Here is a 24,072-nt window from a genome sequence, read left to right as displayed (position 1 = left end):
TGGCGGCGCTCCCAGTGGGCCTCCGATCACAATTGGAGTCATTTCGTCGCGCGCAACCCCATCGATCTTACGCTGCGACTTTCCTTCTGCCGCTTCCACGGCGCTTCCATGAACGAAATTTGGGATCAAAACTCGAACAACAAAAAGCCCTCGAAAACGATACGTTTTCAAGGGCTTGAAGCTTGGTTGCGGGGAGGCGCAACACCCGATTATTGCGATTGATTGAACAAGAGATCCTGCGCTTGTTGCCTGAGTGGACGCTGACCAGGCCACTGATTGAGAGTTATCTGCGCACTGAGCATTATCAATGACTTGCTGGTCGCAGGCCGTGTTTTTTCAGGCCGTAAATGGAGATTTATCGCACGATCACGATACCTCATGAGCTGCGTATCGTGGGAGTGGCTGAAGCTTGAGCATAGCGTCGGGTGGGCATGGGCGACCTCAGCCCGCTGGCCGGGGCAAGCCGAGCGAATCGCGCAAGGTCGAGCCGTCGTACTCAGTGCGGAGCCCTCGATGTTGCAGCTCCGGCACGAGGCCGTGGACCAGCTCCTCCAAGCCGCCTGGCAGATATGGGACCTGCAACATGAAGCCGTCGCAAGCACCCGCCTCGAACCACTCCTGCATGCGATCAGCCACCGTGCTGGGCGTGCCGGCGAAGCCGCTGGTGGTTCTCCCCGCGCGTAGCGCTGTCCTAGCTCAGCAAGGCTGAAGCCTGAGCGCCGCGTCAGCTCGGCGACCTCACGGTAGTGCCCTTCGACGCCGGGAACGTCGAGATTCTCAGGCAGGACCTCGTCCTGCGGGAAGCGCGAGAGATCAACGCCGAGATGATAGGACAAAGTCGAGAGACCGGACTCCGGATGCGACAATTCGTGGAGCTGGTCGTGTAGCGCCTTGGCCTGCTTCTCCGTGTCGCCAATGACCGGGACGATGCCGGGCAACACCTTGACTGTATCAGGGTCGCGACCGAAACGGACCGCGCGGGCGTGCAAGTCGTTGCGGAATTCGACAGCGACATCGATCAGGCCCGGCGTCACGAAGATGATCTCGGCCCATCGCGCAGCGAAATCGCGGCCACGATCCGAAGCGCCAGCTTGGATGAAGACCGGACGTCCTTGCGGAGCCGGCTGACATTGAGCGGGCCGCGCACATTGAACCATTTGCCGGAATGATCGATCCGGTGCACCCGCGCAGGGTCGGCGAACAGCGGCGTCTGGCGATCCCGGACCAGCGCACCATCCTCCCACGAATTCCACAGCTTGGTCACGACCTCCAGAAATTCGTCGGCGCGCTCGTAGCGCCCCTCGCGCGAGAGCTACTCGGTCAGGCCGAAATTGCGCGCCTCCGCCTCCTGAAACGAGGTGACGATGTTCCAGGCGGCGCGACCGCCGCTGAGATGATCGAGCGTCGCGAGCGCGCGCGCCAGGACATAGGGCTGGGCGTAGGTTGTCGAAAGGGTCGCGCCAAGACCGAGATGCTTGGTCGCGCCCGCGATGATCGAGAGCACCACCAGCGGATCGAGCCGTAATGCACCCAGCGCGCCGTAGCGAAGCTGGCTGTTGAGGCTGCCGCCCAGCGTGTCCGGGATCGCGAGAATGTCGGCAATGAACAGAAGATCGAAACGCCCTTCCTCCAGCAGCCGGCCGATATTCTGGTAGTAGGCGGCGGACAGCAGGTCGCCGTCCGCTTCCGGATGCCGCCAGCCAGCATGGCTGCCGGAGACCGGACCTGCAGAGACAAAGGCGGCAAGGTGCAGTTTCTTGTCAGGCATCGGTCAGCTCACAGTCCAGGAGATCTCGACGGGCCGCCACGTTTCAGTGTGTCGTAGATCGGGCAGTTCGCAGTGAAGCCGGCAACAAGCGTCTCAGCCTCGCCCGCCGTCAAGCCGGACAGCTTCAACACCTGCACGAACAGGTCGGCCAGCGCCTTAAGATGCCGCCGCCGGAACTCCGAGATCGTGCGGAAGTCCGCCGGGTCGCCGGCCACGATCATCATGAAATCCGCCCGCTCCACCGTCGCCCTGGCGATCCGCCGCGACGAGTAGATGCCGCTCGCATAGCCGTGTAGAAGCAGCGCCGTCATCATCCGCGGATCAAACGGCGGCTGACCCAGCCCGCTCCGGTAGCGGCCTAGGATCGCCGATAGATCAAGGCTTTCCTTGACCAGCGACACGATCAACCGCAAATGTGGTCCTGCGGCACATAGTCCTGACGCGCTCGGCGGCAGAAGCTGGACCTCGTCGATCTTCCAGGGGCGAAATTCCTTGCTCATGGCCACGCAAGGAATCAGACTCGCACCCTCTTGACCAGTCACTACTCAGACAGGCTCCTAGTCTCTCCACGTGGCCGCGCTGCTCGTCTTGTACGTGGCGCCAGCAACTTGTCGCCAGATTTCCAAGCTTTGACATTCTGCGCTTTCCACCGCAGGGCCGGACTGGCTTCTATCGAGGCGCGCACGTTTGCTGGCACCTCCAGAGAAGACGCGGCGATCTCACCCCGGTCCAGCACGGCATCCAAAAATGCGCCCTCCCCCGCTGTGAACTTAAACAGCGGCGCGAGCTTCTCCCGGCATTCGGTCGTGACGCTCTCGATCCAAGCTGCTGGGCCGCCAAAGCCGTCGAAATACCGATCGTGCAGGCACATGGTCAGGTTGCCGGTAATGTCGCCGACCTCGCATCCGATCTCCTCGGGCGAGGCTGTGCGCCAGTCGAAGCTCTTGGCGCTCGCACCGATCATCAAGGTGGCCGCCTTGATCTTCGCCCAGTCGAGAGACGGCATGGCGATGATCCGGTGGGCGTCGAACAGATCGCGCGCGGTGCGCCGCGTGATCAGCGCGACCATCTTGCCGGCGACGATCTCGTGGATATCGAGGACCGGAACATTCGTGGCCTGGTAGGATCCGATTGCCACCGATGGCATGCGATCCACGCCGTAGAGCGGGCCGCGGTAGAGATAATTGATATCGATCTCGATGGTCCCCGCGCCGCCCAGCGCAGAGGCGTAGCGATAAATCCATTTGCCGCCAGCGTGCTCGGACGGCTCACGCCGCGCGACGTACCCTTTCGATTCCATCAAGCGCTCGATCCGGTCTTCCAATCCCGGGCGGTCGGCGTCCATCTGTTCCTTGTCGACCGCGCCGACATAGTTGACGTCGATATCGACAGAGAGGCGGTCCAGATCGGAATGAAAGACGTTGAGTGCCGTGCCGCCCTTCAAGGCGACGCGCGGCCCGATCAGCGTGTCGGCGCCGAAGGCATCGAGAATGTCGATCAGCCGGATCACACGCTCCAGCGTCGCGGGCTGGAGCTGCCGCTCGGCCGCGATGTCCTGAAGCGTTTCTCGCGACGCGACCATCAAACGCCTTCAAAGGCGGCGTCGACCGCCTGCGCTGGGAGAAGCACGCGCCATGGCTCGACGAGCACCGCATGACCGGGTTCCGCACCCAGCGCATAATGCTTTGATCGTGGAAGCCGTGTTCGCAGGCGCGCCAGGACATCGTCGGAGACGCCGAGCGCGGCGCGCCGCTTCTCGAGCCACCAGCCGGAAACCGAGGCGAGCGACCGATTATCCAGCAGCTCGACATAGTCGGCGACCTTCGCCGGATCGAGATAGCGCACCAGATCCAGCGACTTCAGAACTTCCTCGCCGCCGCCCGCGAGTTCTGGCCGATGTAGGACATCGACGACCGTGCGTTCGACCGCCGTCACACGGACCGTCACTCCCTGCCGGTCCATAGTCGCGGTCAGGTAGTTGGCCTTGCCTGTCGCCGCCAACGCCTTCGCCGGCGTGACGAATCGGCAAGCACCAAATGGCAGGTCCACGCGCTCGGTCCGTCCGGCGCTGATAAGCTGAACCTCGTTGAACTCGGAATAGGCTATGCCGTGCAGCTCAAGGGCTGAGTGAAATCCCAGGACCCCATCGGGACGCAGCTTGCTCGCCGCGGCGAAGCGGTCGATCACCATCCGCTCCGCCGCCATGTGGGCCGGCACTGCGGCAAACACCTCGCGACTGACCCGCTTAATGTTGCCAGCGCGCAGGTGATGCCTAAGCAGGCTGGTGACATTGGCCGCGCTCGCCGGATGGCCGAAGGCCGCCGCGAACTCAGCCCGGGTGAAGACCGGATGAGCCGACAGGAAGCTGGCCGTTTTGTGCTGGCGGGATTGCATAAGTCTTCAATTCTGCGCCAAGGCGGGTAATAAATAGCCAGTCTGACGCAAATTTGTCAACAAATCTTCCTGAGAAAAGGGGCCGATCGGCCGTCCCTTTGATGGCGAAAACGCGCCGTATGGGCTAAGAATTACCCCTTCCGGCGCACTTCTAGAACAAACCGCCCCGCGAAAGGACCGCATCAGACGAATTAAGCGGTTTGCTTAGACGGATCTCCAATGTCAGATAATTTACGGTATATATTGACATTGTCAGATTTTGTTACTATTTTGCCGACATGGGAGGCGGCCATGAGCAATGGACCCATTCAGAAATGCGGAGTTGCCCAGCAGCTGGAAGCGTTATGGCCAAGACCTGGTCAGCGACGCCACGAGCCGTGAGGAGCGAACGACGCAGGCGTGCCACAGCATGATCGGTGACGTGGACATGAAGACGTTCAGTCCCCTTTTCGATGAACTCAAAGCTCATGCCGACCGCCCCCAAATGGACTTAGACCCGGTCACGGCGGTCGAAACGATTTTCGAGTCTCATCCGACGTCGCCACTGGCGGATACCCTGCAAAGACATCTGATTGCGAATCTCCGGGATCAACTCCCTCCCGAGAAGGCGCTCGATCAGGCGCTCGACAGCACGACAAAAGAATGGATCGGCACCATCAAAAACCGGCTCGACGAAGAATGCATTCGTGCCCGCGAGCTCGGCGACATGAGCCGCGAAGATTACCAGAAGGGGAATCGAGCGGAACCGCGAGACGTCCGCTGCTATCAAGCCCAGCGAACTCTGCGACGCCTTGGCCACCGGCAACAAGCGCGCGTTCAGGCAGGCGGTTGAGAAGAAAGCCGGCGTAGATGAGGGGCCCGAAGAGTGAGCGCCAATCCGAAATACTCACCGATGCAAGAAAAGCGCTTGATCGTTATCGAGAAGGGACAGGAGCGCAGCCGCCGCACCCTCCCGAAGGGTGCTGTGATCGCGGAGGTCGGCCGTCACATTTACTTTAATCCGGCGGTTCTGGATAGCTTTGACGTAAAGGGCTTCGAGCCGCTGCACTACGATATGCTTGTTCTCTGCGCCGCCATCGAGTTCGCTGACCGGCGTTGGAAGCGTCCGTTGGGCTGGCGCCGAACCTTCGATGTGGCGATCCCAGTCATCGACCTTAAGGCCTGGCAGAAGCCGGAGGTTCTGAAGGCCCTGCACGGCGTCTTGAACCACCTGACCGGCGACGCATGGCGATTGACCTTTGTCCAGGCAAAGAACCTCTCGCCGATCGGCCGCGGCAGATGCCGTTGGACTTCGGCAAGGCCAAGACCTTCGCCGTCGCTTACAGCGATGGTTTGGATTCGCGTGCCGTCTCCGCTCTGAGCGGGAGCGAGGCTGAGGCACTGTGTATCCGGGTCGCGGGCAATCGCCAGCGGCGCAAAAACGGGGATAGTTATTTCACGCAGATTCCCTTCAAAGTGAAGGGATATCGCGGGAACGAAAGCAGCTTCCGCTCGCGGGGATTTCAGTTTGCGGCGGTGACGGCGATTGCTGCACAGCTCTCAAACGTGACGCGCGTCATTGTTCCGGAGAGCGGCCAGGGCGCGCTTGGGCCGGTACTTCTCCCGCTGCACAACATCTACGCCGACTATCGCAACCATCCGACGTTCTTTCGGAAGATGGAGCGCTTCATCAAGGCAGTGCTGGGCTACCGAGTGCGGTTTGAGCAGCCACGCCTCTGGTCGACGAAAGGTCAGACGTTGCGCGCGTTTCTGGACATGATCGGAAAGTCCGAACAGCATCTGACAGTACCCATTCCTGTTGGCAAACGCGCCGGGTCGTCAATGTAGGCGGTAGGAAGGTAGGAAGCAGTGTGGCCTGTGCGCGGCTTGCTTGCTGAGACGCCTCAGCCTGCATGCCGCTGGCGTTAACGAGGCGCCTGGTACGTATATCGTGTCCGACCTTGCCGCTTCTGACGCGGCCGATGCCTTGTCGGTCATACCCCAAAAGGCTGATCGGGACATCATGGTCGAATACGGAAGCGTCGGTGCGCGTCACCTGCAGCATCTCGCGGACATGAGCGGCTTGCCTGACGAGAACATTCGCGTTCACGCCTCGCAAATCTCAGCTGCGATAGCGGAAAACTACGAAGACACTCTGAAGAAACTGAGGACGATGTTGGTAACTCATGCCGAGGAATGGCGGGCATTTTTGTCCGCGCAAGGAGATCAAAGCTTTTTGAAAAGCTGGATGGATGGAGGGCGCAATGGCTGATCTGAATGAGCTGAGCGCACAGGAAATAGGACGCCGCCTGCGGATAGCACGGGAGAACGCAGACGTCCGCCAGGATGACGCGGCCCAGGTCATCGGCATGTCCCGCCCCACCCTTGTATCCATCGAGAAGGGCGTGCGCCGTGTGCGCATCCAGGAAATCCAGACGCTCGCGCGCCACTACGGCGTATCGGTCAACGCCCTCCTCCGCCGCGAGGCAGTGCATACCGATCTGATGCCTCGGTTCCGCAAGTTGCGGGAGACGGAGGACGCGCACACCACTGAAGCCGTTCAGCTATTCAACGACCTGATTAAAGCGGACGTTGAAATGGAGAATATCCTCGGCATCCAGCGACGTCGAAATTACCCCCCGGAACACGGTATAAACGAGGGCGACGTTGCGGCCCTCGCAGAAAAGCATGCCAAGGAATTGCGCGACTGGCTGGGTCTCGGTCCGGGGCCGATCGCCGACATCTTCTCGGTCATCGAACTGGGTCTTGGCATCCGATTGTATCAGCGTCGTCTCTCATCCAGTTCAAAGGTTGCTGGCCTCTTCACCTACGATGAAAGTGTCGGCGCCTGCATACTTCTAAACGCCAGCCACCCATTGCCGCGGCGCATCCAGTCCGCGGCGCATGAGGTCGGCCACTTCTATGGTACCCGTCGGATTCCCGAAGTGCTCGAAGACGATGAGAAGTTCCTCTCACGCGATGAACGCTATGCCAACGTCTTTGGCCGTGCATTCCTGACGCCAGCCGAGAGCTTCTCGGAAAGCTTCCGCCAACTGAAGGAGATCACCGGCAAAACGACCCGGCGCCTGATCATTCTCCTCGCCCAGCAATATAATATCTCGCGCCAAGCCTGCGGGCTGCGGCTCGAGGAATTGGGCCTTGCCAAGAAAGGCACTTGGGCATGGTTCGAAAACAACGGCGGCATCACCGATGACAATGTCCGAGAGGTCCTCGGCGAAATGGCCGATCGCCGCGATCCCGCAAAGAGCGACGCGGACCGACCCATCTCCCACCGCCTGAGCCTGATGGCGCATGCCGCCTGGAAGCGCGAGCTCATGTCGGAAGGACAATTGGCGGAGCTGCTGAAGGTGGGCCGAGTGGAGCTTCGCGGCGTTATCGACCAGATCGAGCTTGAGGAAAGAGACACGGATGAGTTGCACAAGCTCCCTGATTGATATCGCGGATCCGCTGATTCTCGACACAAGTGTTCTGATCAACCTTCACGCTTGCAAATATGGCGAGCGCATCCTCGCGTCCATTCCCAATGATGTCGTCGTGTCCGAGATCGTGGCTGGAGAGCTGGAGCACGAGACGAGCCGGCAGAACGGCGAGCACCGCTTTCTGTTTGATCTCGTGACGCGTGGAATCGTAACGCTCGCCACTATGACCGACGCCGAGTACGAGATTTTTCATGAACTCACGTCTACCTCGCCCTCCCTTGACGATGGCGAAGCTGCAACGATCGCCATCGCGGCAGCAAGATTTTTCCTGCCGGTTATCGATGAACGGCGCGGACGAAGCCGCGCCAGCGCGCTATTGAAAACGCGAAATCCAGGCTGGTCGTTAGACATCTTACGTCATCCAACGGCCATCGCGGTCCTCGGCGACCAACCTGTCATCGAAGCGATGTATCTCGCTCTTCGCGACGGGCGCATGCGAATTCCATTAGAAAGAGTGGAAGGCGTTATCGCACTTATAGGATGGAGCGTTCACTCGATTGCACTTGCCTCCCTGGACCCGGTCGATTATCGCCGATGAGCTTTCAGCTCCTCTTCTTCCTGCGACGTGCGCCGGCGCTTCGACTCACTTCCCTGCCGCGAAGGGTAGCCGTGCGCCCGCGATGTCGGCCTGCCGGCCTGCCGCTCAGATGATGAAGTCGGATGATTGATCGCGGAGCCGGAGGTCTCAGTTCCCTTCGCTACGCTGAAAGCGGCTTGTCCGCATAGGATGGCACGGCAGAGCTGAAACCACTGAGACGACGAGCTCGCTTGTTTTCAGGTTCCCCAAGATCTCGGGGAACCCTAAGGGGGGCGCCAAAAAAGCAGATTTTGTTATGGTTTTTATAAGAAACCCTAATTATAAATACCAAAGCAGGCTCCAAACATGAAGCGCAGCGATCTCAGCCACACAATCCGGGAGACCCTGAAACGGCTCCCGCACCCGTATGAGGCGCACTACGGTATCATCCAACCACCTCCCCCGGAGCACGGGGTCTCAGTTATCCAAGCGATGAAGGCCTTGGACAATGCCCAGGGCGCGCTCGGGAAAATAGACGCAATCGCGACTCAGATGAAGGACCCCTACATTGTCAGCCGAATCCTGACCCGACGGGAGGCGGTCAGTTCGACCTCGATCGAGGGCACCCAAAGTACGCTCGATGAACTCCTTTCGGTCGAGGAGACCGGCGGCGACGACGCAAAGGATGCCGCGCGCCAGGTCGGCAACTACGCTGTGGCTCTTGACGATTTCATCCCATTGGCGGCGAAGGACGGATATGACGTCTTCACGATCGATCTCCTGAAGAGTCTCCATCGCGCCGTCATGAAAGATGATCCCGATTACCAGGACGTTCCGGGCGAACTCCGCACGCGCGTGGTGTGGATCGGAGGGGGCGGCAACATCGCCTATTCAAGCCTAAATCCGCCGCCACCCGATGAGGTGCCGGCTTGCCTCGCTCAGACAGTCGACTACCTCCGCAACGAGGGAATGCAGCAGATGACCCAGGGTTTCATTACGCGAATGGCCATCGCGCATGCCCATTTCGAGGCGGTCCACCCGTTCCGCGATGGCAACGGCCGCGTCGGTCGTCTTCTTCTTCCACTGATGATGGCTGCCGAGAAGCACGTCCCCCTTTATCTATCTCCATACATTGAGGCGAAGAAGGGCGCGTACTACGCTTCCTTGGAGGATGCGCAGCAGCGCCTCGACTGGCAGCCTATCATAATCTTTATGGCAGAGGCCGTGACCGGCACCGTCGAAGAGCTCATGAAAACGCGCTCGGCTCTGGCCGAACTGTCAGAACTGTGGAGGAGCCGTCGCAAATTCCGAAAGGGATCGGCGGCCGCGCGCGCGCTCGACGAGCTTCCCCATTACCCGGTCCTAACCGCCAAACGGCTCGGAGAACTCCTCGAGATCAGCCCGCCGCAAGCGCACCAGGCTATCGCACAGTTGGAGGAGGCTGGCATTCTCGCCGAACGGACGGGCTACTCGCGCAATCGCGTCTACGCCGCGAATGATGCGCTGAACATCATCAACCGTCCTTTCGGTGAACAACCGATCCTTCCCGATGAATCGGAGCCTGACGACGCCGCGAAGGCGAGCCCGAAGTGGCCGTGATGGATAATGACCATGCGCGGCCGTTAGCGTGAACCCGATTAAACCGAAAGCCGCGATGCTAATAGTCGCGCTTGCCGTGATCGAAGCTGATCTGTAACCGCACCCTGCGACAGGCTGAACCTCCTCCGAATTGATGGACACCTGTAGTAGGCTCGATGAGTCAGGAGGTGTCGGATGGAAGGACGTCAACGTCGGTCGTTTACGGACGATTACAAGCGGCAAGCGGTCGATCTGGTGGCTTCGAGCGGCCGCTCGATCGGATCGGTCGCCAAGGAACTTGGCCTGCGCGATTCCGTGTTGCGGCGTTGGGTGGAACGACGTGGGGGTGGGCGGGAGCCGACGGCGGCGGCGCGGCGCCCCACAACGCAGGCGACGCTGCCGTCGGCGGACCACGCGGCAGAGATCGCCCGTTTGCAGCGAGAGAACGAGCGGCTGCGCATGGAGCGCGACATTCTAAAAAACTGTCCAGCACCGTGGCGCGCCTTGCGGCCTAGAAACAGCCTTGTGCTATCCTCTGCGGCTGGGAGGGTAGCGGCCGTTCGATTATTGGAGGCACAAACCCCGTTAAAAAACATGGTCCATGGGTGTATGCGAACTTGAGAGTGGTGACGTCGCCCTGGCGGCGATCCCGATTAGGAAGATGACGATTGGCATAGCCCAGACCCTCCTACTCATCATTGATTGGAGGATTGCCATGCCCAAGAGGACGATCGGCGACCGACCGGAACTAAAGCCGGTCAACGTTGGGGCCGCCGCAATCGACATCGGATCAAAGATGCACATGGCTGCGGTTAATCCCGCTTCCACCGACGTGCCTGTGCGCTCCTTCGGCACATTTACGCGAGACCTGCATGATCTGGCGGACTGGTTCAAAGCCTGCGGCGTGAAGAGCGTCGCGATGGAATCCACTGGGGTCTATTGGATCCCCGTCTACGAGATCCTGGAGCAGCGCGGGTTTGATGTGATTTTGGTCAATGCGCGGTACGCCAAGAACGTGCCCGGGCGCAAGACCGATGTCAGCGATGCCGCGTGGTTACGCGAGCTTCATTCCTATGGCCTGTTACGTGGCAGCTTTCGACCTAATGCCGAGATTGCAACTCTGCGCGCGTATCTGCGCCAACGGGAGCGGCTGGTGGAATATGCCGCGGCCCATATCCAGCATTTGCAGAAGGCCCTGATGGAGATGAATCTGCAACTCCATCATGTGGTCTCCGATATCACGGGCGCGACCGGCATGCGGATTATCCGAGCCATTGTTGCAGGCGAGCGGAATCCTGCCGTCTTGGCAACCTATCGGGACGTGCGATACCATTCATCCATCGAGACGATCCGGGCGGCACTTGTGGGCAACGACCGGCACGAACATGTCTTCGCGCTGACCCAATCGCTGGAACTCTACGACGTCTACCAGGCGAAGATGCTCGACTGCGACCGCAAGCTCGAGGTCCTGATCGCGGCCCTAAACAATAGAGGCGAAAGACCGGCCGGAAAGCTATCTAAGCCACGCATCAAGACCAAGCAGGTCAACACGCCTACCTTCGATGTCAGGACCGCGCTGTACGGTGTGCTCGGCATCGATCTGACTGAGATTCATGGGTTGGGCCCATCGCTCGCATTGAAGCTCATCGGTGAGTGCGGCACAGATCTGCAGGCATGGCCGAGCGCAACGCACTTCACTTCCTGGCTGTGCCTTGCACCAGGCAACAAAATCTCCGGCGGTAAGGTGTTGTCCTCGCGCACACGGAGATCTTCCAGTCGGGCAGCAGCACTGTTGCGGTTGGCAGCCACAACCGTCGGGAGGAGCGATACGGCGCTCGGAGCCTTGCCAACCTTCAGCGCCGGGCCAAATCGCTGGGCTTCGTGTTGCAGGCCATTTCGGGGGACACCAATCCGGCTGTTTCTTAGGAAGTCGATCGCGATCTTTGCTGGGGGACCGAAATGAGATTCCGCTTCATCGAAGATCGCCGCGCCGACTACCCGGTGACGATCCTGTGCGACGTGCTTGGGTCTCGCCGGCCGGCTATTATGCTTGGCGCTCGCGCCCGGAGAGCCGGCGATCTGCCGCCAACCGCGAACTCGTCGACGACATCAAGCGGGTCCATCACGAAACCCGTGGACGCTATGGCAGCCCGCGTATCCATATCGAGCTGAAGGCTCAGGGCCGTGGGGTGAGCCGCGGCCGCATCGAGCGGCTGATGCGCCGTCACGGCGTTCGGGCTATCATGGCGCAGCCGCGTCGGGTGCGGACCACCGACAGTCGCCACGACTTCCCGATCGCCCCAAACCTGCTCGATCGGAACTTCACCGCCGCCGCGCCGAACCGGATCTGGCTCGCCGATATCACTTACATTGAGACCGGTCAGGGCTGGCTCTATCTGGCTGCCGTCATGGACCTCTACAGCCGCAGGATCGTCGCGCGCTTCACCGTGCCGTCGACCCCTGCAGTGCGCCAATGCACAAACAGATCTTTCGCCCAAGGTTGATCCGCAATCTTGGGGACAAGGCTGGGTGTGATTTGAGCGGGCGGACGTTCGCGCAAGAACATACCGACGCGGGCACCTTGCGAAGGGTCTGCCGCGACAACGGCGAGCGCGGCATCGAGAATTGGGGGCGTCCCCCAAGACTGCTCCTGAATGGCTTTGCTCAGGACGCGGTCCATGACAATTGCCGTTTCCGTGCGCGGCAGCTTGAGCAAGCGCTCATTCAGTTGCGACGCCATGTCGGGGTGTTCAAGCAGAGCGCCTAAAAGCTCTGCCGCTTCCGAAGACAAGCGATCTTCCGGCGAGATGAGCGGCGCATGCTCGCGGCCAACGTACAGAATCTCGCGAAGGTCCATATCAGCCAGCCGGGGCTCAATGGACCACCACTCTCGGACGAATGGATCGTCCCACGGCTTCTCAAGATCGATGGTCTCTCCGGCATGGGCTGCACTCTCCCACGGCGCGAGAAGTTGCGGCTTTCCGTTTGGATCGGCTGTGACAGCGCTCACAAGGCTGGCATACGCCGCCGGATCGGCACAGCGCTTGAATAGCAGCATTTTGGCCAGTGCGGCCTCATCAACCCCGAACGCCGTGCGATTTTGAGATGGACATGCGAATGGAAAGCGCATTGAGGAAGCGCTTGATAAGACGAGGATTGCCCGCAATCTGCGTAGCCGATGTCATCAGTGGCGCAAGCCTATCAGCCGTGTTGAACCGGGCCACGAGATCGGCTGGCAAACTTGTGTGAACGGTTTGCATGAACGCGCGATCAACGCGCTTGCCGCGCCAGCTCTGGCTGAGTTGCTCGCAGACTTTTTTGCGGACGGCCTCTTTCTCATCCGCGTTGAGGCCTGTGCTGTTCTCTACAAACAGCAACATCAAATACGCCCTTACTTCCTGTGTCCCCAGGGGCGGAACGCGAATAGGAACTTGGATGAGCTTATCGAAGTAACTTGTCACCAAGCCTTCATCGACGATCCCATCGAAGTGACGGCGGACAGCGTGACGTATGACAGAGTCATCGGCGGCAATGACAAACACCGTGTTTTCCAGGAACAAGAAAAGGCGAACGGCCTCCAACGTTGATATCGTCGTTTGCGGAAGGCAGCGGTCCAAATCATCAATCAGCACAATAAGCTTCGTGCCCATTACTTCGAGGGTTTCCTCGCACGATTTGCGGATCGCATGAGTTTCTTTAGGCGGCGAGGACTCGGTGCGTGGCTTGATCAGGCCCGATGCCTTGTTACTGTGCCTTCGGCCTTAGCGATGTCGTCAGCGCCAGCATTTCCGGTCGCAATTTTTTTCCCGAGTTCGATGGCTTCATTAGGTATTCCTGTCGGCGGTAGGCGGAGCGAACGCGCTAAGGCCGATCCTGCGCCAAGTTTCACGGCGCGAAACCAATTCACGCGTTGCAGCAGCTCTTTGGCTTTTTCGAGCCCGGTCCTGCGCTGTTCGGCTTCTTTTGCGAGCGCTGTCGCGATAACTTCCATCAATGCCGCGCGCGCGTCGTCGTATCCTTGATAAAGCCAAGCGTTGAACTCAACAAAAATGAAATCTGACCGCTTGCCCTCGGCGCGCTGTTCGAGCCCAGCGCGAACGAGTCTGATCATTGAGGACTTGCCAGCGCCCCACGCACCAGAAACTCCAATGGAGATCGGTTTGCCATGAGCCTGAACGATGATTTCAACAACCGTGTCAGAGACGCCGGTAACATTTAGAAAGTCGCGGTTAGTGTCGTTCCCACATCCGTGCTGTCGATATGAATTAGGCCGCATGAAGCCGCACCGGCGAACGGAGTCTCCAAGTTTTTGTTTGACGCCCCAATTGAGTTCGAGACTAAAGCACGGCTGAGTTGTGATGCAATGCCAAGCAGCATCGTCATCCGCTTGTCCCTCAATAGCAGGCCCGTGAGTTATAGAATTCGTTGCTATAGCTCATAAATGCCATTATTCTGAGGTATAGCGGAGGTTTCTATAGCTCATGTGGAACTGGGAAAATCCCGATTGGCCCAAATTTACCTTTGATTCGAAGCTCTTAGAGCCCTTCGAAACCAAGTTTCTCGTCAAATCCGGCGAGTTCTTGGGCGCTTTCAAGCATGTCGGCCAGGATGACCGTGACATGCTCAAAATCGAGCTCATCAGCGACGAAGCGGTAAAAACCTCGGAAATTGAAGGCGAGATACTGCGGCGCGAGAGCGTTCAATGCTCGCTGCGTCAGCAATTCGGACTTGAGGGCGACGATACCAACGTCAACGAAGCCGAGCACGGCATCGCGGAAATGATGGCGAATCTCTATAAAAGATTCGCCGATCCGCTGACGCACGACATGTTGTTCGAGTGGCACAAGATGCTGATGAGCGGCGATCGGAAAATCCAGGACATCGGCGGCTACCGCACCCATCCCGAACCGATGCAGGTTGTGACACCGATTGCAGGAAAGCCCAAAGTTCACCTTGTGGCGCCTCCCTCCAACAGAATGAAAAAGGAGATGGATGCGTTCATCATCTGGTTCAATGACGGCGCGCCAGAGGGAAAAAATCCCCTGCCCGCCCTTACGCGCGCCGGTATCGCGCATCTCTATTTCGTTTGCATTCATCCGTTCGAGGATGGTAACGGCCGTATCGGACGCGCCATAGCGGAAAAGTCGTTGGCGGAAAATCTCGGGCAGCCGACGCTCATTGCGCTCGCTTATACGATCGAACGCAAGCGGCGGCTTTACTACGAAGCTTTGGAGCGGAACAACAAAGACCTCGAAATCACCGATTGGCTGAAATATTTCGCGCTGACGATTCTCGAAGCGCAAGAGAGCACAATTAACCGGGTCGATTTCTACGTCGCTAAGGCCAAATTCTATGAGCGCCTTCGCGGTCAATTCAACGAGCGCCAAGAAAAGGTCGTGGCGCGTATGTTCCACGAAGGCATCGATCGGTTCAAGGGCGGCCTGAGTGCGGAAAACTATATCAGCATCACCAAGACATCACGCGCCACCGCGACAAGAGACCTACAAGATCTTGTCGAAATGGGCGCGTTTACGAAAACGGGCGAACTCAGGCACACCCGATACAAACTGAATTTGCCAGAGGACACCTAGATTCGCCTATGCGCCGCTTTGAACATGTCAACCAGTATCGACGCGATAGCACTGAGCTTGATGGAAGGCGCCGGTCAAGGCGGTGACGACGAAGGGCGCTCTCTCAGGCCGAAGTCGTTAAGACACATACTTCGTCATCGGCGCAGGCACTGGTCGGCCGTAAAGCTCTGATGTTCTCGGACTGAGATAGGTATCGGCCACGACAACCGGCTCTACCTTAGCCGGCGCATTCGGGTCGCGGTTATCATTCGCTCCAACCCATCCGACAGGCGAGTACTTTTCCCCGATCGCGCCGAGAATGAAGAGGCTCGCAAGAGTGAGGGCCACCGCCGCCCCACACACTGCTCAGCACGAGCACGATATGCTTCTCGGAACGGAATGCATCGATAAAGATCATCCCAAACAGCCAGGCTCCCCCCACAACAAGCGAAAGGAGGGACACAGCAAACACGACTACGAGAGCCGTGCAGATGACATTGCGCTGCATCAGCACTTTAATGGAATGGCGGAGGTGAGCTAGGCCGATAACAAGCGCAATAACCGAAAAGAGCAGCGTTCCCGCGGTCGTCCAAGTCAGATCTTTAGGAAGGTGAAAGTGCAGCACACCTTCCTTTAGGTGCGCCAGGGTCACAGCAACGCCTGCAATAGCAGCGATGAGAGCAATCAGAGCCTTCATGGACCAGCCTCCTAGTGCATATAGGCTAGCCGACTCCCTCAAGGTCTCTAACTCGTCTTATTCGCAAGAGTGCGCCTGAGAGGCTGGCGAGCGTGGTGTAAAGCGCTGATGCGGCGTAGGATTCGGTTGCGAAGCCAACCCATCACCTTCAACCGCGAACGCCACGCCCGCCATGACCGATGATACGATTCTGCCATTCTCGTTTCCAGCCGTTCGCGCCAAGAAAGTCACAGCTGCCTTCGATGGCGGTCGCCTGACCTCGAACGGGGGCGTAATGCTTCTGGCGATGGCCGAGCGGCGTCTCGGCTTGGCCGACAATTTGGCCCGGGTGTTCCCGGATCGGCGCGATCCGACGCGGGTCGTGCACAGCCTTGTCGATATGTTCCGCGCTCGCATGTTCGCGATCTGCTGCGGCTACGAGGACGCCGACGACCTCGATCATCTGAGGTCCGATCCGGCATTCAAGCTGGCCTGCGGTCGCCTACCGGACACGGGCCGGGAATTTGTGTTCCCAACCGACGCTGTCGCGGCTGGAGAATGCTCCGCGCCTGCGCGACGTGATCCGACTGACCTACATTTTGGTCGACGCATGGATGGATAGCTACCCACGCGAGCCGGCATCTGTCACGCTCGACATCGATGATACCTGCGACGTCGTCCACGGCCATCAGCAGCTCTCGCTGTTCAACGCTCATTATGACGAATGCTGCTTTCTGCCGATCCACGTCTACGACACGGAGAAGAGCCGGCCCGTGGCGGTCGTGCTGCGGCCCGGCAAGACGCCGAGCGGCGTCGAGGTGCGTGCCCATCTGCGCCGCCTGATACGGCATATCCGGACGCGGTGGCACAACACGCGAATTACGTTCCGTGGCGACGGGCACTATGCTCGGCCGGAGGCAATGACGTGGTGCGAGAACAACGGCATCGACTACATCTTCGGTCTGTCCGGCACCAAGCCTCTTGCCAAAAAAGCCGACGAGATCGCCGACGACATCCGCACGCGACGCGCCATCGAGAACCTGCCGGTTCTACGCGGCTAGGCACGCCCGACTGCGCATCGATGCCAATCATGATGTCGCCGCCATCTGCATTCGCGAAGGAAGAGATATCAGCAAGAAACTCGCCGTGATCCTTATCGGCATTGCCATAGGGGGCGCGCTTATACTCGCAATCGCGGGTTTCCGATGCTTTCCCGTCTATCAGGCGCTGAAGCTGGCCTTCATCGATTTGATTCACCGCTAAGTGCCTCAGTGCCATGCTCACTCCGGAAACAGCCTCGGCATCATACTCCAAAAAAGGCGTCAATCACCGTCAGCGCGCATCACAGCTGATCGCAAGCCCGGAGAAAGGCTTAATTTCAGGCGTTAGCGAGATTTAAGATTTCTCCTAAATCCACTTAAGGCAAACGCCTCCTCGAAATGCTTCCACCCAAAATGATTGGTCCTGAACGCGAGTATTTCTGCTTGAGCTGCAAAGCCGACAAGTTCAACGTTCTCGCGTAGCAAGGCTCCCGCCGCATCGACGACTTCGGCGCTCGTAAATTTGTAGGGCTCGCAGACGCGACCTCGCTCCGTTTTGCTTACTACTTCAAGAGATCCTTCCGGAAGCTGAAGCGCTTCGTCCGGCTTTGATATCTGCATTTGATGGACTCCAAGTTAGACGGCTCGGGAGGATTTGCTTCCTACGTTATAATATAACATGTCTTCAAGGATGGATATGGTATTTCGCATTTCTCTTCTCACGCGCTGTTGTCCGGACTGCAGGATTTCCTCGACATCAATTTCAGACATCGATTTTTGCTTTCGCTGCTCGCGCGCGTTCGAAAAGAATTTGAAGAACTGCTCCTCGACAAACGCGCGCGCTTCATCCTGATCAACTTCGGCTTCAAGATATTTCGTTTTGAGCTCCGCGGCCACGTCACCGGTCGCCATCAGTTCGAACAGGTTGAAGCAGATATCATCGTCCGGGTTGATCGGTTCACGCCTACGTACCTTGCTTACCGGGATTTGCTGAAAGCAGCGATGAATGGCGCGCTCGTCTCCGAAGATCGGGATTATGTTTCTGTTAGTCTGCGACATTCTTGCCCCGCCCGGGCCCATAATCATGTTTTCCGATATTGGGCCTCTTCGCCGCGGCGGCGGCAAGACTAGGCTCTCCGCTGCGCCATTGATGAAGCCGGCAATCTCTCGGCAGTAAGCCACATGGTCAGCCTCATCGGGGCCGACATAGACCTGTGTTGCCCGCAACCCCAACACGTCCGCTGCCATTAGTTGAGGATAGAGGACCTGAGCTAACGAAGGGTCAACGGCTCCCGTGAAGTCCTTTCTTTCGAGCAGCTCCTTGGCGGGCGTGTGGCAATTTAGAAGCCACATGATGGTAAACAGTTCGCGAATGTCGGATTGCCGATAGATGACAGTACGTTGGGGATCAAAACCGAGAGCTATAAAGTCCCTGACGAGAGCGTGATTGCGTCCCTTTAAGTCAACGTCGGCGTCGAAATCCACCAGGTAATGGCGATCAGCGATAAAAAGGAAATTGCTTCGAGCATAGAGATCTTGTCCGTCGAGCGATCCCTTAAGCGCACCGAAGAAATTTCCGAGGTGTACTATAGCGTCGCTCTTGAGCGCGGAGACACCTCTTTCTAGAAACACTGAATCAGACATGAGCAAGCTTGGTGGTTAGGAGATAGACGTCCGGCTTTCGTCCGGCCATGGAGAAGGCGGCGGTCTGTACGAAATCCAACGCAGCTTCAAAATCCGCTTCCGGCAATCCCGGAGCTCCGAAGACGGCGAACAGCAGCGACTTGATGGTCTTTCCCGTCGGCTCCGTCGGAAGTTGAACGGCAGTGCGCTTATCTGGTCCTTGAACATAGGACGCAAACGCGCGAACCTCGTCGGCCAATATCAACTCTTCCGACCCTAGCGCCAACGTTTTACCGTTCATGGCCTCGAAGTGCTGCCCCTCGGAAGCTGTCGTTACGCGCACGGGAAACCTGAGGGCTCCACCGTCATGGAGACCCATTAACAATCCGGTAGATAGCTCCAACGAAAGCAGCAATTTTGGAATCGGTCGGTCGGGGAGGCCATTCTTCATTGCATCCTGAAGCTGCTTCTTGAGTGGAAACGGCTTGCTGTACCGTGCAAAAATCGGATCGTAATAGCCGAAGAGTTTACTCAGCGCGTAATTTGTGTCGCGAGATAGATCCTTCAGTCGCTCTTTAGTCTGTTCGCCGAGCGCCCGTGCAGCATCGAGAAGCGCGGGCACGGGAACGTCTCGCGCAATGATAAATCCGATCCTTAGGCCCAACAAATCGTTCGAGGTGACGAAAGCATTCTCCGAGACGAGCTTTGTCGTCGTAGCGACTTTCTGATTATCGGCGTGCGCAAATAGTCCCGGATTCTGAAAGTGCTTCTCAAGATAGGTTACCCCTTCCTCGCCGGTCCCAACGGTTCCTTCCGGAAGATAGCTTCGCGCTATCCCCAAATGGATGTTTCTCCAGCTCTGCAAGCTGCGATCAAGCCGAAAGAGCTCTGCACGGAGATTGGAGGCGGTCTCGAGCTGCGATTGTTCAACAGATGCCAATAGGCCACCAAGCGTCGCTTCAGCGCCGGGCCGCCAGTCGGCTAGCCATGACAACTCTTTCTTGCTGCGCAGAGCAGCTCGCTTTTCGTCAGAAAGGCCCCGACTAATGATCTCCAAGTGTTGAAATTTTTCCGACTGAACCGCACTCGAATCGCCAGTTGCAACCCGAAAGCCATCAAAGAAGCTCTCGTAAGGGAGGGTGCGAAATACTGACAATGCGCGCACCATAAACTCGGCGAAGAAGTTGCTCTCCTTGAGCGCAAGTAGAGTTATGCCAAATTCATTTCTCGCGTATGCCTGAGTGGCAGCACGGATGCCCGTAATGATCGCCCAAAAGCACGTCTCGGTGAGATGGAGAGTTCGCAGAAAGAGGTACTCGTCGTGGTAGCTCGATTGCGGCAAGGCACTCAAGTGAGCCAATGCGACGGCACCGTCATGCTCAAGTGCATAATATATCCAATCGATCGGATGCCTAGCGGGTAAGCTGTTATTGACCGATGCGATCGTTGGCCGATCGACGCTCGCCAAGAAAGAGCAAAGAAGCTCAAGATTCTGGATCCGTTGGCGGACGAACTTTTCATGAAAATTTTCCCCGGTAGTCTCAGTCCCGCCAGCCTTGCTTCGTTCGAAGCGGTCGAGAGCATGCCGTTCAAACGAAAGCCAATCGTCACAGAGAATCGCCAGAGCCTTCCTACATCGCGCCCACGTGTCTTGGATACTCAGATGCGAGTAGACACCAACAAAGCGATTCAAGATCGCAATATTTGTATAGATCGGATACCTCGGAATCGGATTGTCGAGCAGTGCGCGCTCTGAGTGAAGCACGTCACTGATTAGGTGAGACAAACGCTCCTCTTCATGATCCAGGTTTGCGGCGTTCGCGTACACGAGTGCCACACGTTCTAGCGCGGACACGAATTCCAAACGTCCGGACGGCTCGACTTGTCCGCGACCTGTTTCTCTGGCCGAGCGGATATAGTGTCCAAGGCTTATCGGACGCAGAAGTTCGACAATGGATTTTGAAATCATTGGAAGGCTAGAAAAAAAGCAATCGATGCGCGAAATTTCGCCAACCATAAGTCGGTTCGAGCGGCGTTAGCAACCGATTTTACGCGTCTGCAGATAAGAAAGCACGATTATCTGCACTGTATCGCCAACTCTCGCGAAATCAGCTGAGCTACGTTCGGGCGACTTCCCAGCCTCAATCCGGGCAGGCTCGATGGATTGGCTAGGGGGTGTCATGGGTTGATGACTTGGGGTATTCGGAGCGCCAATTGATGCATTCTCGGCAGGATATCGGGCCAGATTACCCGAACCACGCGAAGCGGTTTGCACCGAAAGCGGCGATCCCAGCGAAACCATGAGCGCGACGACAGCTCATGCGTGTTCGGGGCGCGCAGTAGAGAAATTTGGTGAGGGCTTGCGTACGGTTCGCACGAAGAAAGTTGTGAGATAGAAAAAAGCAGCGAAGATGCATTGCACAAGTTATTGCGGCGGCCGAGAATATGATCTAAGAGTTGCTACCTTTAAGCGAACTCTTTTTTGGGACTTTAATATGAAAAAGTTTCTAGGGCTTTTCCTGATCGCCCAGTTTTTCTTGCTTTCCGCCGAGGTCATGGCGCAGGGGCTTCCTGCTCCCTCGTACTGGAAGAATGAACGAGGTTCGGAACTGTTTGTTTGGTCCAACAACAACGGGGCAATACAGGGGGTTTTCACAAACCATGCTCAAGGGTTTGCGTGCCAGGGCATTCCTTACCCTGCATCGGGAGCCTTCGGTCCAACCGGCTTGTACTTTGTTGTTACTTTTGCCCAATGCAATTCCTTCACCCGCTGGGTCGGAAAGACTCACGGCTCCCAAATGCCCACGTCTTGGACGCTGTTCTACATCGACAAGAATGGTAGACCCAGTAAGTTGAAGGGCAAGGATACATTCACGCGCGTATGGTAGTTTGCGCGCCGACCCGAGGCACCTGCGTCCGCAGTGAATATTTTCTAAGTTATTGATTTTTCTTGTCGTAGCAGGTGTTTCCGCCACGTTTTGTTCACGGTCGTTCCACCGAATTCGTTGCGATTTCGTTGCGGCACCTCTTAAGGAGAACAACTCTCGCTGCCGGGCGTGAGCATCTTTGTGACGTGCATAGGGCAGCAACGTCGGTGTGCGCTGCATGCAGAAAGCAACGCCCGTACTCGCGGCGCAAGGGCATGAAAAGATTTCAACGGCAGCGATCGCCAAGGCTGCAAGGGTCGGCGCCGGGACATTTTACTTATACTTCGGGTCCAAGGAAGAACTGCTTGTCGAGCTCTTCAAGGGCAATGTCGAAAGAACCTGGGACGATGCGTTTACGCTCGTTCGAACGCGCGATACGCTCGTTGAACAGCTCTCCTGCCTGCTAGCGAATACGACAGCAGGTCACGATCGAGATCCCGCGCTGTCCGGCATATTCTTCCGGGAAATTCTGTTTATGCAGCCGCCGGTTCTCGCAGCTGCATCGGACTTTGCCGCATCCGTACTCTATCGCCGGCCTTCTTCGCGCGTCGCAGGACCGAAACGAATTCGCTGCCGAGGTCGACCCAGCATTGCTCGCTCATGTCGTCTTCGATCTTGGTTTCAGTCAATGCTGCGCCATTACAGCGGCGCAGTCACCGCTGACATGCTGGCCCGTCGGCTGTCCTAATTGGGACACGCGACGGAACAAACTAAAACAGTGTCGTCGTTCTCAGGCTCGGGCAAATACAGCAGTGCTATTAGCCCCACCACAAAGATCAAAAATATAAGTCCAGAACGCACAGACAATTACTCTTCATCCAGGTAATCAAGCGGGCTCCCAAACCAGAAATTGCACTCGCGCAAACTCTTTGGCTCTGAGCCACGCCACCCTTCGGCTGGGCTGCTTCTTTCCCGCACTCAGGCATCCAGGCGCTATGTGCGCCGATTGGGTTGCGCAGATGTTCCTTGGGTGCGAAATTCAATCCCCGTTGGGGACGAAGCGAGAATGGAGACGCTTTGAGCGTCGGCGATAACCGGTGGTGCGGCTCTACGGCTTCAAATTAATGGCAGAAGCGGCCCAGTAGGCCGACGTGCGCTCCCAGTGGAAACTGTGCTTGGACCGCACGCTTCGCTCCCAAGCCGCATCAGGTTGTACTGTAACCAGATCGCTTGCCGCGCGTCGCGCTTGCTGGACCGAAACAACGTCTCCCCATACGCACCCATGCAAACTTGGTAGAAATGGCTAGCCATGTACGGCTCCTGTACTGTTTCACCGAATTGAGATGGGCTTAACCCGGTCGTGAAGAGGGCCATGCTAAACGCTCGATAGTAACGATCTGTCGATATTGTTTAATGCAACGCGTGCCCCGTCGACGCTTAGATTCCGCTTTCGAGCGTCATTTTCGACGGATTTCACCACGCCGATTATGCACTTGTGTTGGCTTCGACCCAGCGATCGGTTTCACCGACGTCAAGGTGATCGCGAGTTTGGCGAAGTGCCCAACGGTCCGCGCGCTCAGAATTGCGTTCGGGTGACCCGCATTGTCCCCATTTTTAATCTGCGCTAAGGGGAAAACGAACCAAGGATGGAACTCCTGACATCGATGCCGCCGGATTTGCCCAGCGCAGCAAGACAGCTCGGCAGTGGCGCTGCTGAGATTCAGGAGGTGATCCGACGATTCGTATGGGAAATCAGATCGATCAATTTGGGTCTGGAGGAACTTCGCCAATTCCAGGCCAATGTACTTGGGATTACTGGGCCACAATGGATGCCCGATGGGGCCGAACTACGTCCGCGTCGTAGGTCAAGACGAGATGATACTGATTTCGTCATTCGCCGAAGCAGAGTTCCGAGAACTTGGCGCAGAGTGGATTGAGCAACTCGTAAAGAAAAGCTCGCACCAAGACCGTATGACCTCGAACAACCGATAGGGAAAGAGCAGTACGACCTCTCAGACGACTACCCGAACACATATGGCCGTGATGAGATTGTGTGTCCGTTTTGTACGACCAAGTTTTGGCGACTGTTGGAAGCACCGAACAGATACCGGCACAGAGAAGTGCGTTTGCGGAAGCGAGTTTCGTTGGACTCGAAACGTAGCCGCCAAGTAAGCGATCGGATTGGTTTGCCGTGACGGAATTTCCGGACGCGGGCCATCTCTTTAAGGGGGAGCATCTTCCGTCTCTCAGCCCCTCACGCGCGGCGAGTTTTCGGATCATGCTGAGGATGCTTGAAACGAGCCGCCTGAGGGATTTTCACTTCACCGTCGAGAACGAGGCCGAGGGTTCATGGCCGGTGTTTGGCTGGCCATGAATTGTCGCATCGATGTTAGGGGTGTGCAGCCAGTTTGAGGATGGCCGCCTTTTTTGCTCAGCGAGGCTTAGCAAGAAGGGCCAAGTTCGAGGCGGATCCATTGCTAGCCGGGAGTGAAAGCAGGGATATCTGCGTATTCCGACGATCGCGACCACCCGCTACGACGGATTGTGACCACCCATTCCG

General features: G+C 57.8%; 25 protein-coding genes and 3 pseudogenes. 14 read left to right on the top strand and 14 right to left on the bottom strand.

The genetic code is table 11. The features are described from left to right. Positions 1–209: 209 nt before the first annotated feature. Genes CP49_RS48200 through CP49_RS34155 form a run of 6 tightly spaced genes read right to left on the bottom strand, consistent with a single transcriptional unit; the run spans position 210 to position 4,162 of the window. Positions 210–1,097, bottom strand: a complete 888-nt coding sequence (locus tag CP49_RS48200; protein WP_245311017.1) for an LLM class flavin-dependent oxidoreductase — start codon at positions 1,095–1,097, stop codon at positions 210–212. Next, positions 1,031–1,264, bottom strand: a complete 234-nt coding sequence (locus tag CP49_RS48195) for a hypothetical protein (RefSeq protein WP_245311018.1) — start codon at positions 1,262–1,264, stop codon at positions 1,031–1,033. Before CP49_RS48195 ends, CP49_RS48200 begins: the two co-directional genes overlap by 67 nt. Before the next feature lie 48 nt (positions 1,265–1,312). After that, positions 1,313–1,768 (bottom strand): LLM class flavin-dependent oxidoreductase, encoded by a 456-nt coding sequence (locus tag CP49_RS48190; RefSeq protein ID WP_245311015.1) that lies wholly within the window; start codon positions 1,766–1,768, stop codon positions 1,313–1,315. A gap of 8 nt (positions 1,769–1,776) precedes the next feature. Beyond that, the gene (locus CP49_RS34165) at positions 1,777–2,268 is read right to left on the bottom strand and encodes a transposase (RefSeq protein ID WP_057854515.1); all 492 of its coding nucleotides are present in this window, start codon (positions 2,266–2,268) and stop codon (positions 1,777–1,779) included. A 41-nt stretch (positions 2,269–2,309) separates the two neighbouring features. Next, positions 2,310–3,350, bottom strand: coding sequence for a nucleotidyl transferase AbiEii/AbiGii toxin family protein (locus CP49_RS34160; protein WP_057854514.1), 1,041 nt, complete (start codon positions 3,348–3,350; stop codon positions 2,310–2,312). Continuing rightward, positions 3,350–4,162, bottom strand: a complete 813-nt coding sequence (locus tag CP49_RS34155) for a type IV toxin-antitoxin system AbiEi family antitoxin domain-containing protein (protein WP_057854513.1) — start codon at positions 4,160–4,162, stop codon at positions 3,350–3,352. The genes CP49_RS34160 and CP49_RS34155 overlap by 1 nt, the downstream gene beginning before the upstream one ends. Positions 4,163–4,460: 298 nt before the next feature. On the opposite strand from CP49_RS34155, the gene CP49_RS34150 reads away from it, so the two are divergent. The 10 genes and pseudogenes from CP49_RS34150 to CP49_RS43830 all read left to right on the top strand — a co-directional run bounded on the left by CP49_RS34150 (position 4,461) and on the right by CP49_RS43830 (position 12,240). After that, on the top strand, positions 4,461–4,994 hold the full coding sequence (locus CP49_RS34150; RefSeq protein ID WP_197423327.1) for a hypothetical protein: 534 nt from the start codon (positions 4,461–4,463) through the stop codon (positions 4,992–4,994). 33 nt (positions 4,995–5,027) lie between these two features. After that, a complete protein-coding gene (locus tag CP49_RS46450; RefSeq protein WP_197423326.1) occupies positions 5,028–5,522 on the top strand; it encodes a hypothetical protein in 495 nt (164 codons plus the stop codon). Continuing rightward, positions 5,447–5,989 (top strand): hypothetical protein, encoded by a 543-nt coding sequence (locus CP49_RS46445; protein WP_197423325.1) that lies wholly within the window; start codon positions 5,447–5,449, stop codon positions 5,987–5,989. The genes CP49_RS46450 and CP49_RS46445 overlap by 76 nt, the downstream gene beginning before the upstream one ends. 103 nt (positions 5,990–6,092) lie before the next feature. Then, positions 6,093–6,413: a hypothetical protein gene (locus CP49_RS46440; protein WP_197423324.1), complete on the top strand. Its 321-nt coding sequence runs from the start codon at positions 6,093–6,095 to the stop codon at positions 6,411–6,413. After that, a complete protein-coding gene (locus CP49_RS34140) occupies positions 6,406–7,596 on the top strand; it encodes a helix-turn-helix domain-containing protein (protein ID WP_057854524.1) in 1,191 nt (396 codons plus the stop codon). The genes CP49_RS46440 and CP49_RS34140 overlap by 8 nt, the downstream gene beginning before the upstream one ends. Further along, positions 7,571–8,179 (top strand): PIN domain-containing protein, encoded by a 609-nt coding sequence (locus tag CP49_RS34135; protein WP_197423323.1) that lies wholly within the window; start codon positions 7,571–7,573, stop codon positions 8,177–8,179. Before CP49_RS34140 ends, CP49_RS34135 begins: the two co-directional genes overlap by 26 nt. A 345-nt stretch (positions 8,180–8,524) precedes the next feature. Beyond that, a complete protein-coding gene (locus CP49_RS34130; protein WP_057854512.1) occupies positions 8,525–9,757 on the top strand; it encodes a Fic family protein in 1,233 nt (410 codons plus the stop codon). A 174-nt stretch (positions 9,758–9,931) separates the two neighbouring features. Beyond that, a complete protein-coding gene (locus tag CP49_RS43835) occupies positions 9,932–10,357 on the top strand; it encodes a transposase (RefSeq protein ID WP_156438820.1) in 426 nt (141 codons plus the stop codon). Positions 10,358–10,451: 94 nt separating this feature from the next. Further along, a pseudogene (locus CP49_RS34125) lies at positions 10,452–11,579 on the top strand (IS110 family RNA-guided transposase); the annotation flags it as partial. A 169-nt stretch (positions 11,580–11,748) separates the two neighbouring features. Then, positions 11,749–12,240, top strand: coding sequence for an IS3 family transposase (locus CP49_RS43830; protein WP_197423322.1), 492 nt, complete (start codon positions 11,749–11,751; stop codon positions 12,238–12,240). Here CP49_RS43830 and CP49_RS48185 read toward each other — a convergent pair. From CP49_RS48185 to CP49_RS48800, 3 genes are all read right to left on the bottom strand, one after another. Then, positions 12,153–12,794: a hypothetical protein gene (locus tag CP49_RS48185; protein WP_244608634.1), complete on the bottom strand. Its 642-nt coding sequence runs from the start codon at positions 12,792–12,794 to the stop codon at positions 12,153–12,155. The two genes, CP49_RS43830 and CP49_RS48185, sit on opposite strands and share 88 nt — an antisense overlap. A gap of 19 nt (positions 12,795–12,813) precedes the next feature. After that, positions 12,814–13,386, bottom strand: coding sequence for a P-loop NTPase fold protein (locus CP49_RS48805; protein ID WP_338060433.1), 573 nt, complete (start codon positions 13,384–13,386; stop codon positions 12,814–12,816). A 77-nt stretch (positions 13,387–13,463) separates the two neighbouring features. Further along, positions 13,464–14,012 carry a KAP family P-loop NTPase fold protein gene (locus tag CP49_RS48800; protein WP_276326869.1) on the bottom strand — a complete coding sequence of 183 codons (549 nt, stop codon included), beginning with the start codon at positions 14,010–14,012 and terminating at the stop codon, positions 13,464–13,466. Positions 14,013–14,217: 205 nt separating this feature from the next. Here CP49_RS48800 and CP49_RS34110 point away from each other — a divergent pair, with 205 nt between their 5' ends. Further along, positions 14,218–15,327, top strand: coding sequence for a Fic family protein (locus CP49_RS34110; protein ID WP_057854510.1), 1,110 nt, complete (start codon positions 14,218–14,220; stop codon positions 15,325–15,327). Between the two features lie 244 nt (positions 15,328–15,571). Here CP49_RS34110 and CP49_RS34105 read toward each other — a convergent pair whose 3' ends face one another. Continuing rightward, positions 15,572–16,003, bottom strand: a complete 432-nt coding sequence (locus CP49_RS34105) for a hypothetical protein (protein ID WP_156438819.1) — start codon at positions 16,001–16,003, stop codon at positions 15,572–15,574. 172 nt (positions 16,004–16,175) lie between these two features. Between CP49_RS34105 and CP49_RS43825 the strand changes: the two are divergent. Beyond that, positions 16,176–17,040, top strand: a pseudogene (locus CP49_RS43825) (IS1380 family transposase); the annotation flags it as partial. Positions 17,041–17,056: 16 nt separating this feature from the next. Here CP49_RS43825 and CP49_RS49530 read toward each other — a convergent pair. The 4 genes and pseudogenes from CP49_RS49530 to CP49_RS34080 form a co-directional block, all read right to left on the bottom strand. Continuing rightward, positions 17,057–17,260, bottom strand: a pseudogene (locus CP49_RS49530) (AlbA family DNA-binding domain-containing protein); the annotation flags it as partial. Between the two features lie 107 nt (positions 17,261–17,367). Then, positions 17,368–17,643 (bottom strand): hypothetical protein, encoded by a 276-nt coding sequence (locus tag CP49_RS34090; protein ID WP_057854507.1) that lies wholly within the window; start codon positions 17,641–17,643, stop codon positions 17,368–17,370. Positions 17,644–17,658: 15 nt separating this feature from the next. Continuing rightward, complete coding sequence (locus CP49_RS34085) at positions 17,659–18,666, bottom strand: nucleotidyl transferase family protein (protein WP_082646396.1); 1,008 nt, start codon at positions 18,664–18,666, stop codon at positions 17,659–17,661. After that, complete coding sequence (locus tag CP49_RS34080; protein ID WP_156438817.1) at positions 18,659–20,662, bottom strand: hypothetical protein; 2,004 nt, start codon at positions 20,660–20,662, stop codon at positions 18,659–18,661. The genes CP49_RS34085 and CP49_RS34080 overlap by 8 nt, the downstream gene beginning before the upstream one ends. Before the next feature lie 478 nt (positions 20,663–21,140). Between CP49_RS34080 and CP49_RS34075 the strand changes: the two genes are divergently transcribed. Together CP49_RS34075 and CP49_RS43815 are read left to right on the top strand one after the other, a co-directional pair. Then, complete coding sequence (locus CP49_RS34075) at positions 21,141–21,533, top strand: avidin/streptavidin family protein (RefSeq protein ID WP_057854504.1); 393 nt, start codon at positions 21,141–21,143, stop codon at positions 21,531–21,533. A gap of 217 nt (positions 21,534–21,750) precedes the next feature. Next, positions 21,751–22,260, top strand: coding sequence for a TetR/AcrR family transcriptional regulator (locus CP49_RS43815; RefSeq protein ID WP_082646395.1), 510 nt, complete (start codon positions 21,751–21,753; stop codon positions 22,258–22,260). The last annotated feature ends 1,812 nt before the right edge of the window (positions 22,261–24,072 follow it).

This window comes from Bradyrhizobium valentinum, assembly GCF_001440405.1.
GTDB lineage: Bacteria > Pseudomonadota > Alphaproteobacteria > Rhizobiales > Xanthobacteraceae > Bradyrhizobium > Bradyrhizobium valentinum.
The sequence above is the reverse complement of the archived record's forward strand: the minus strand, read 5'-3'. Positions and strand labels throughout refer to the sequence as shown.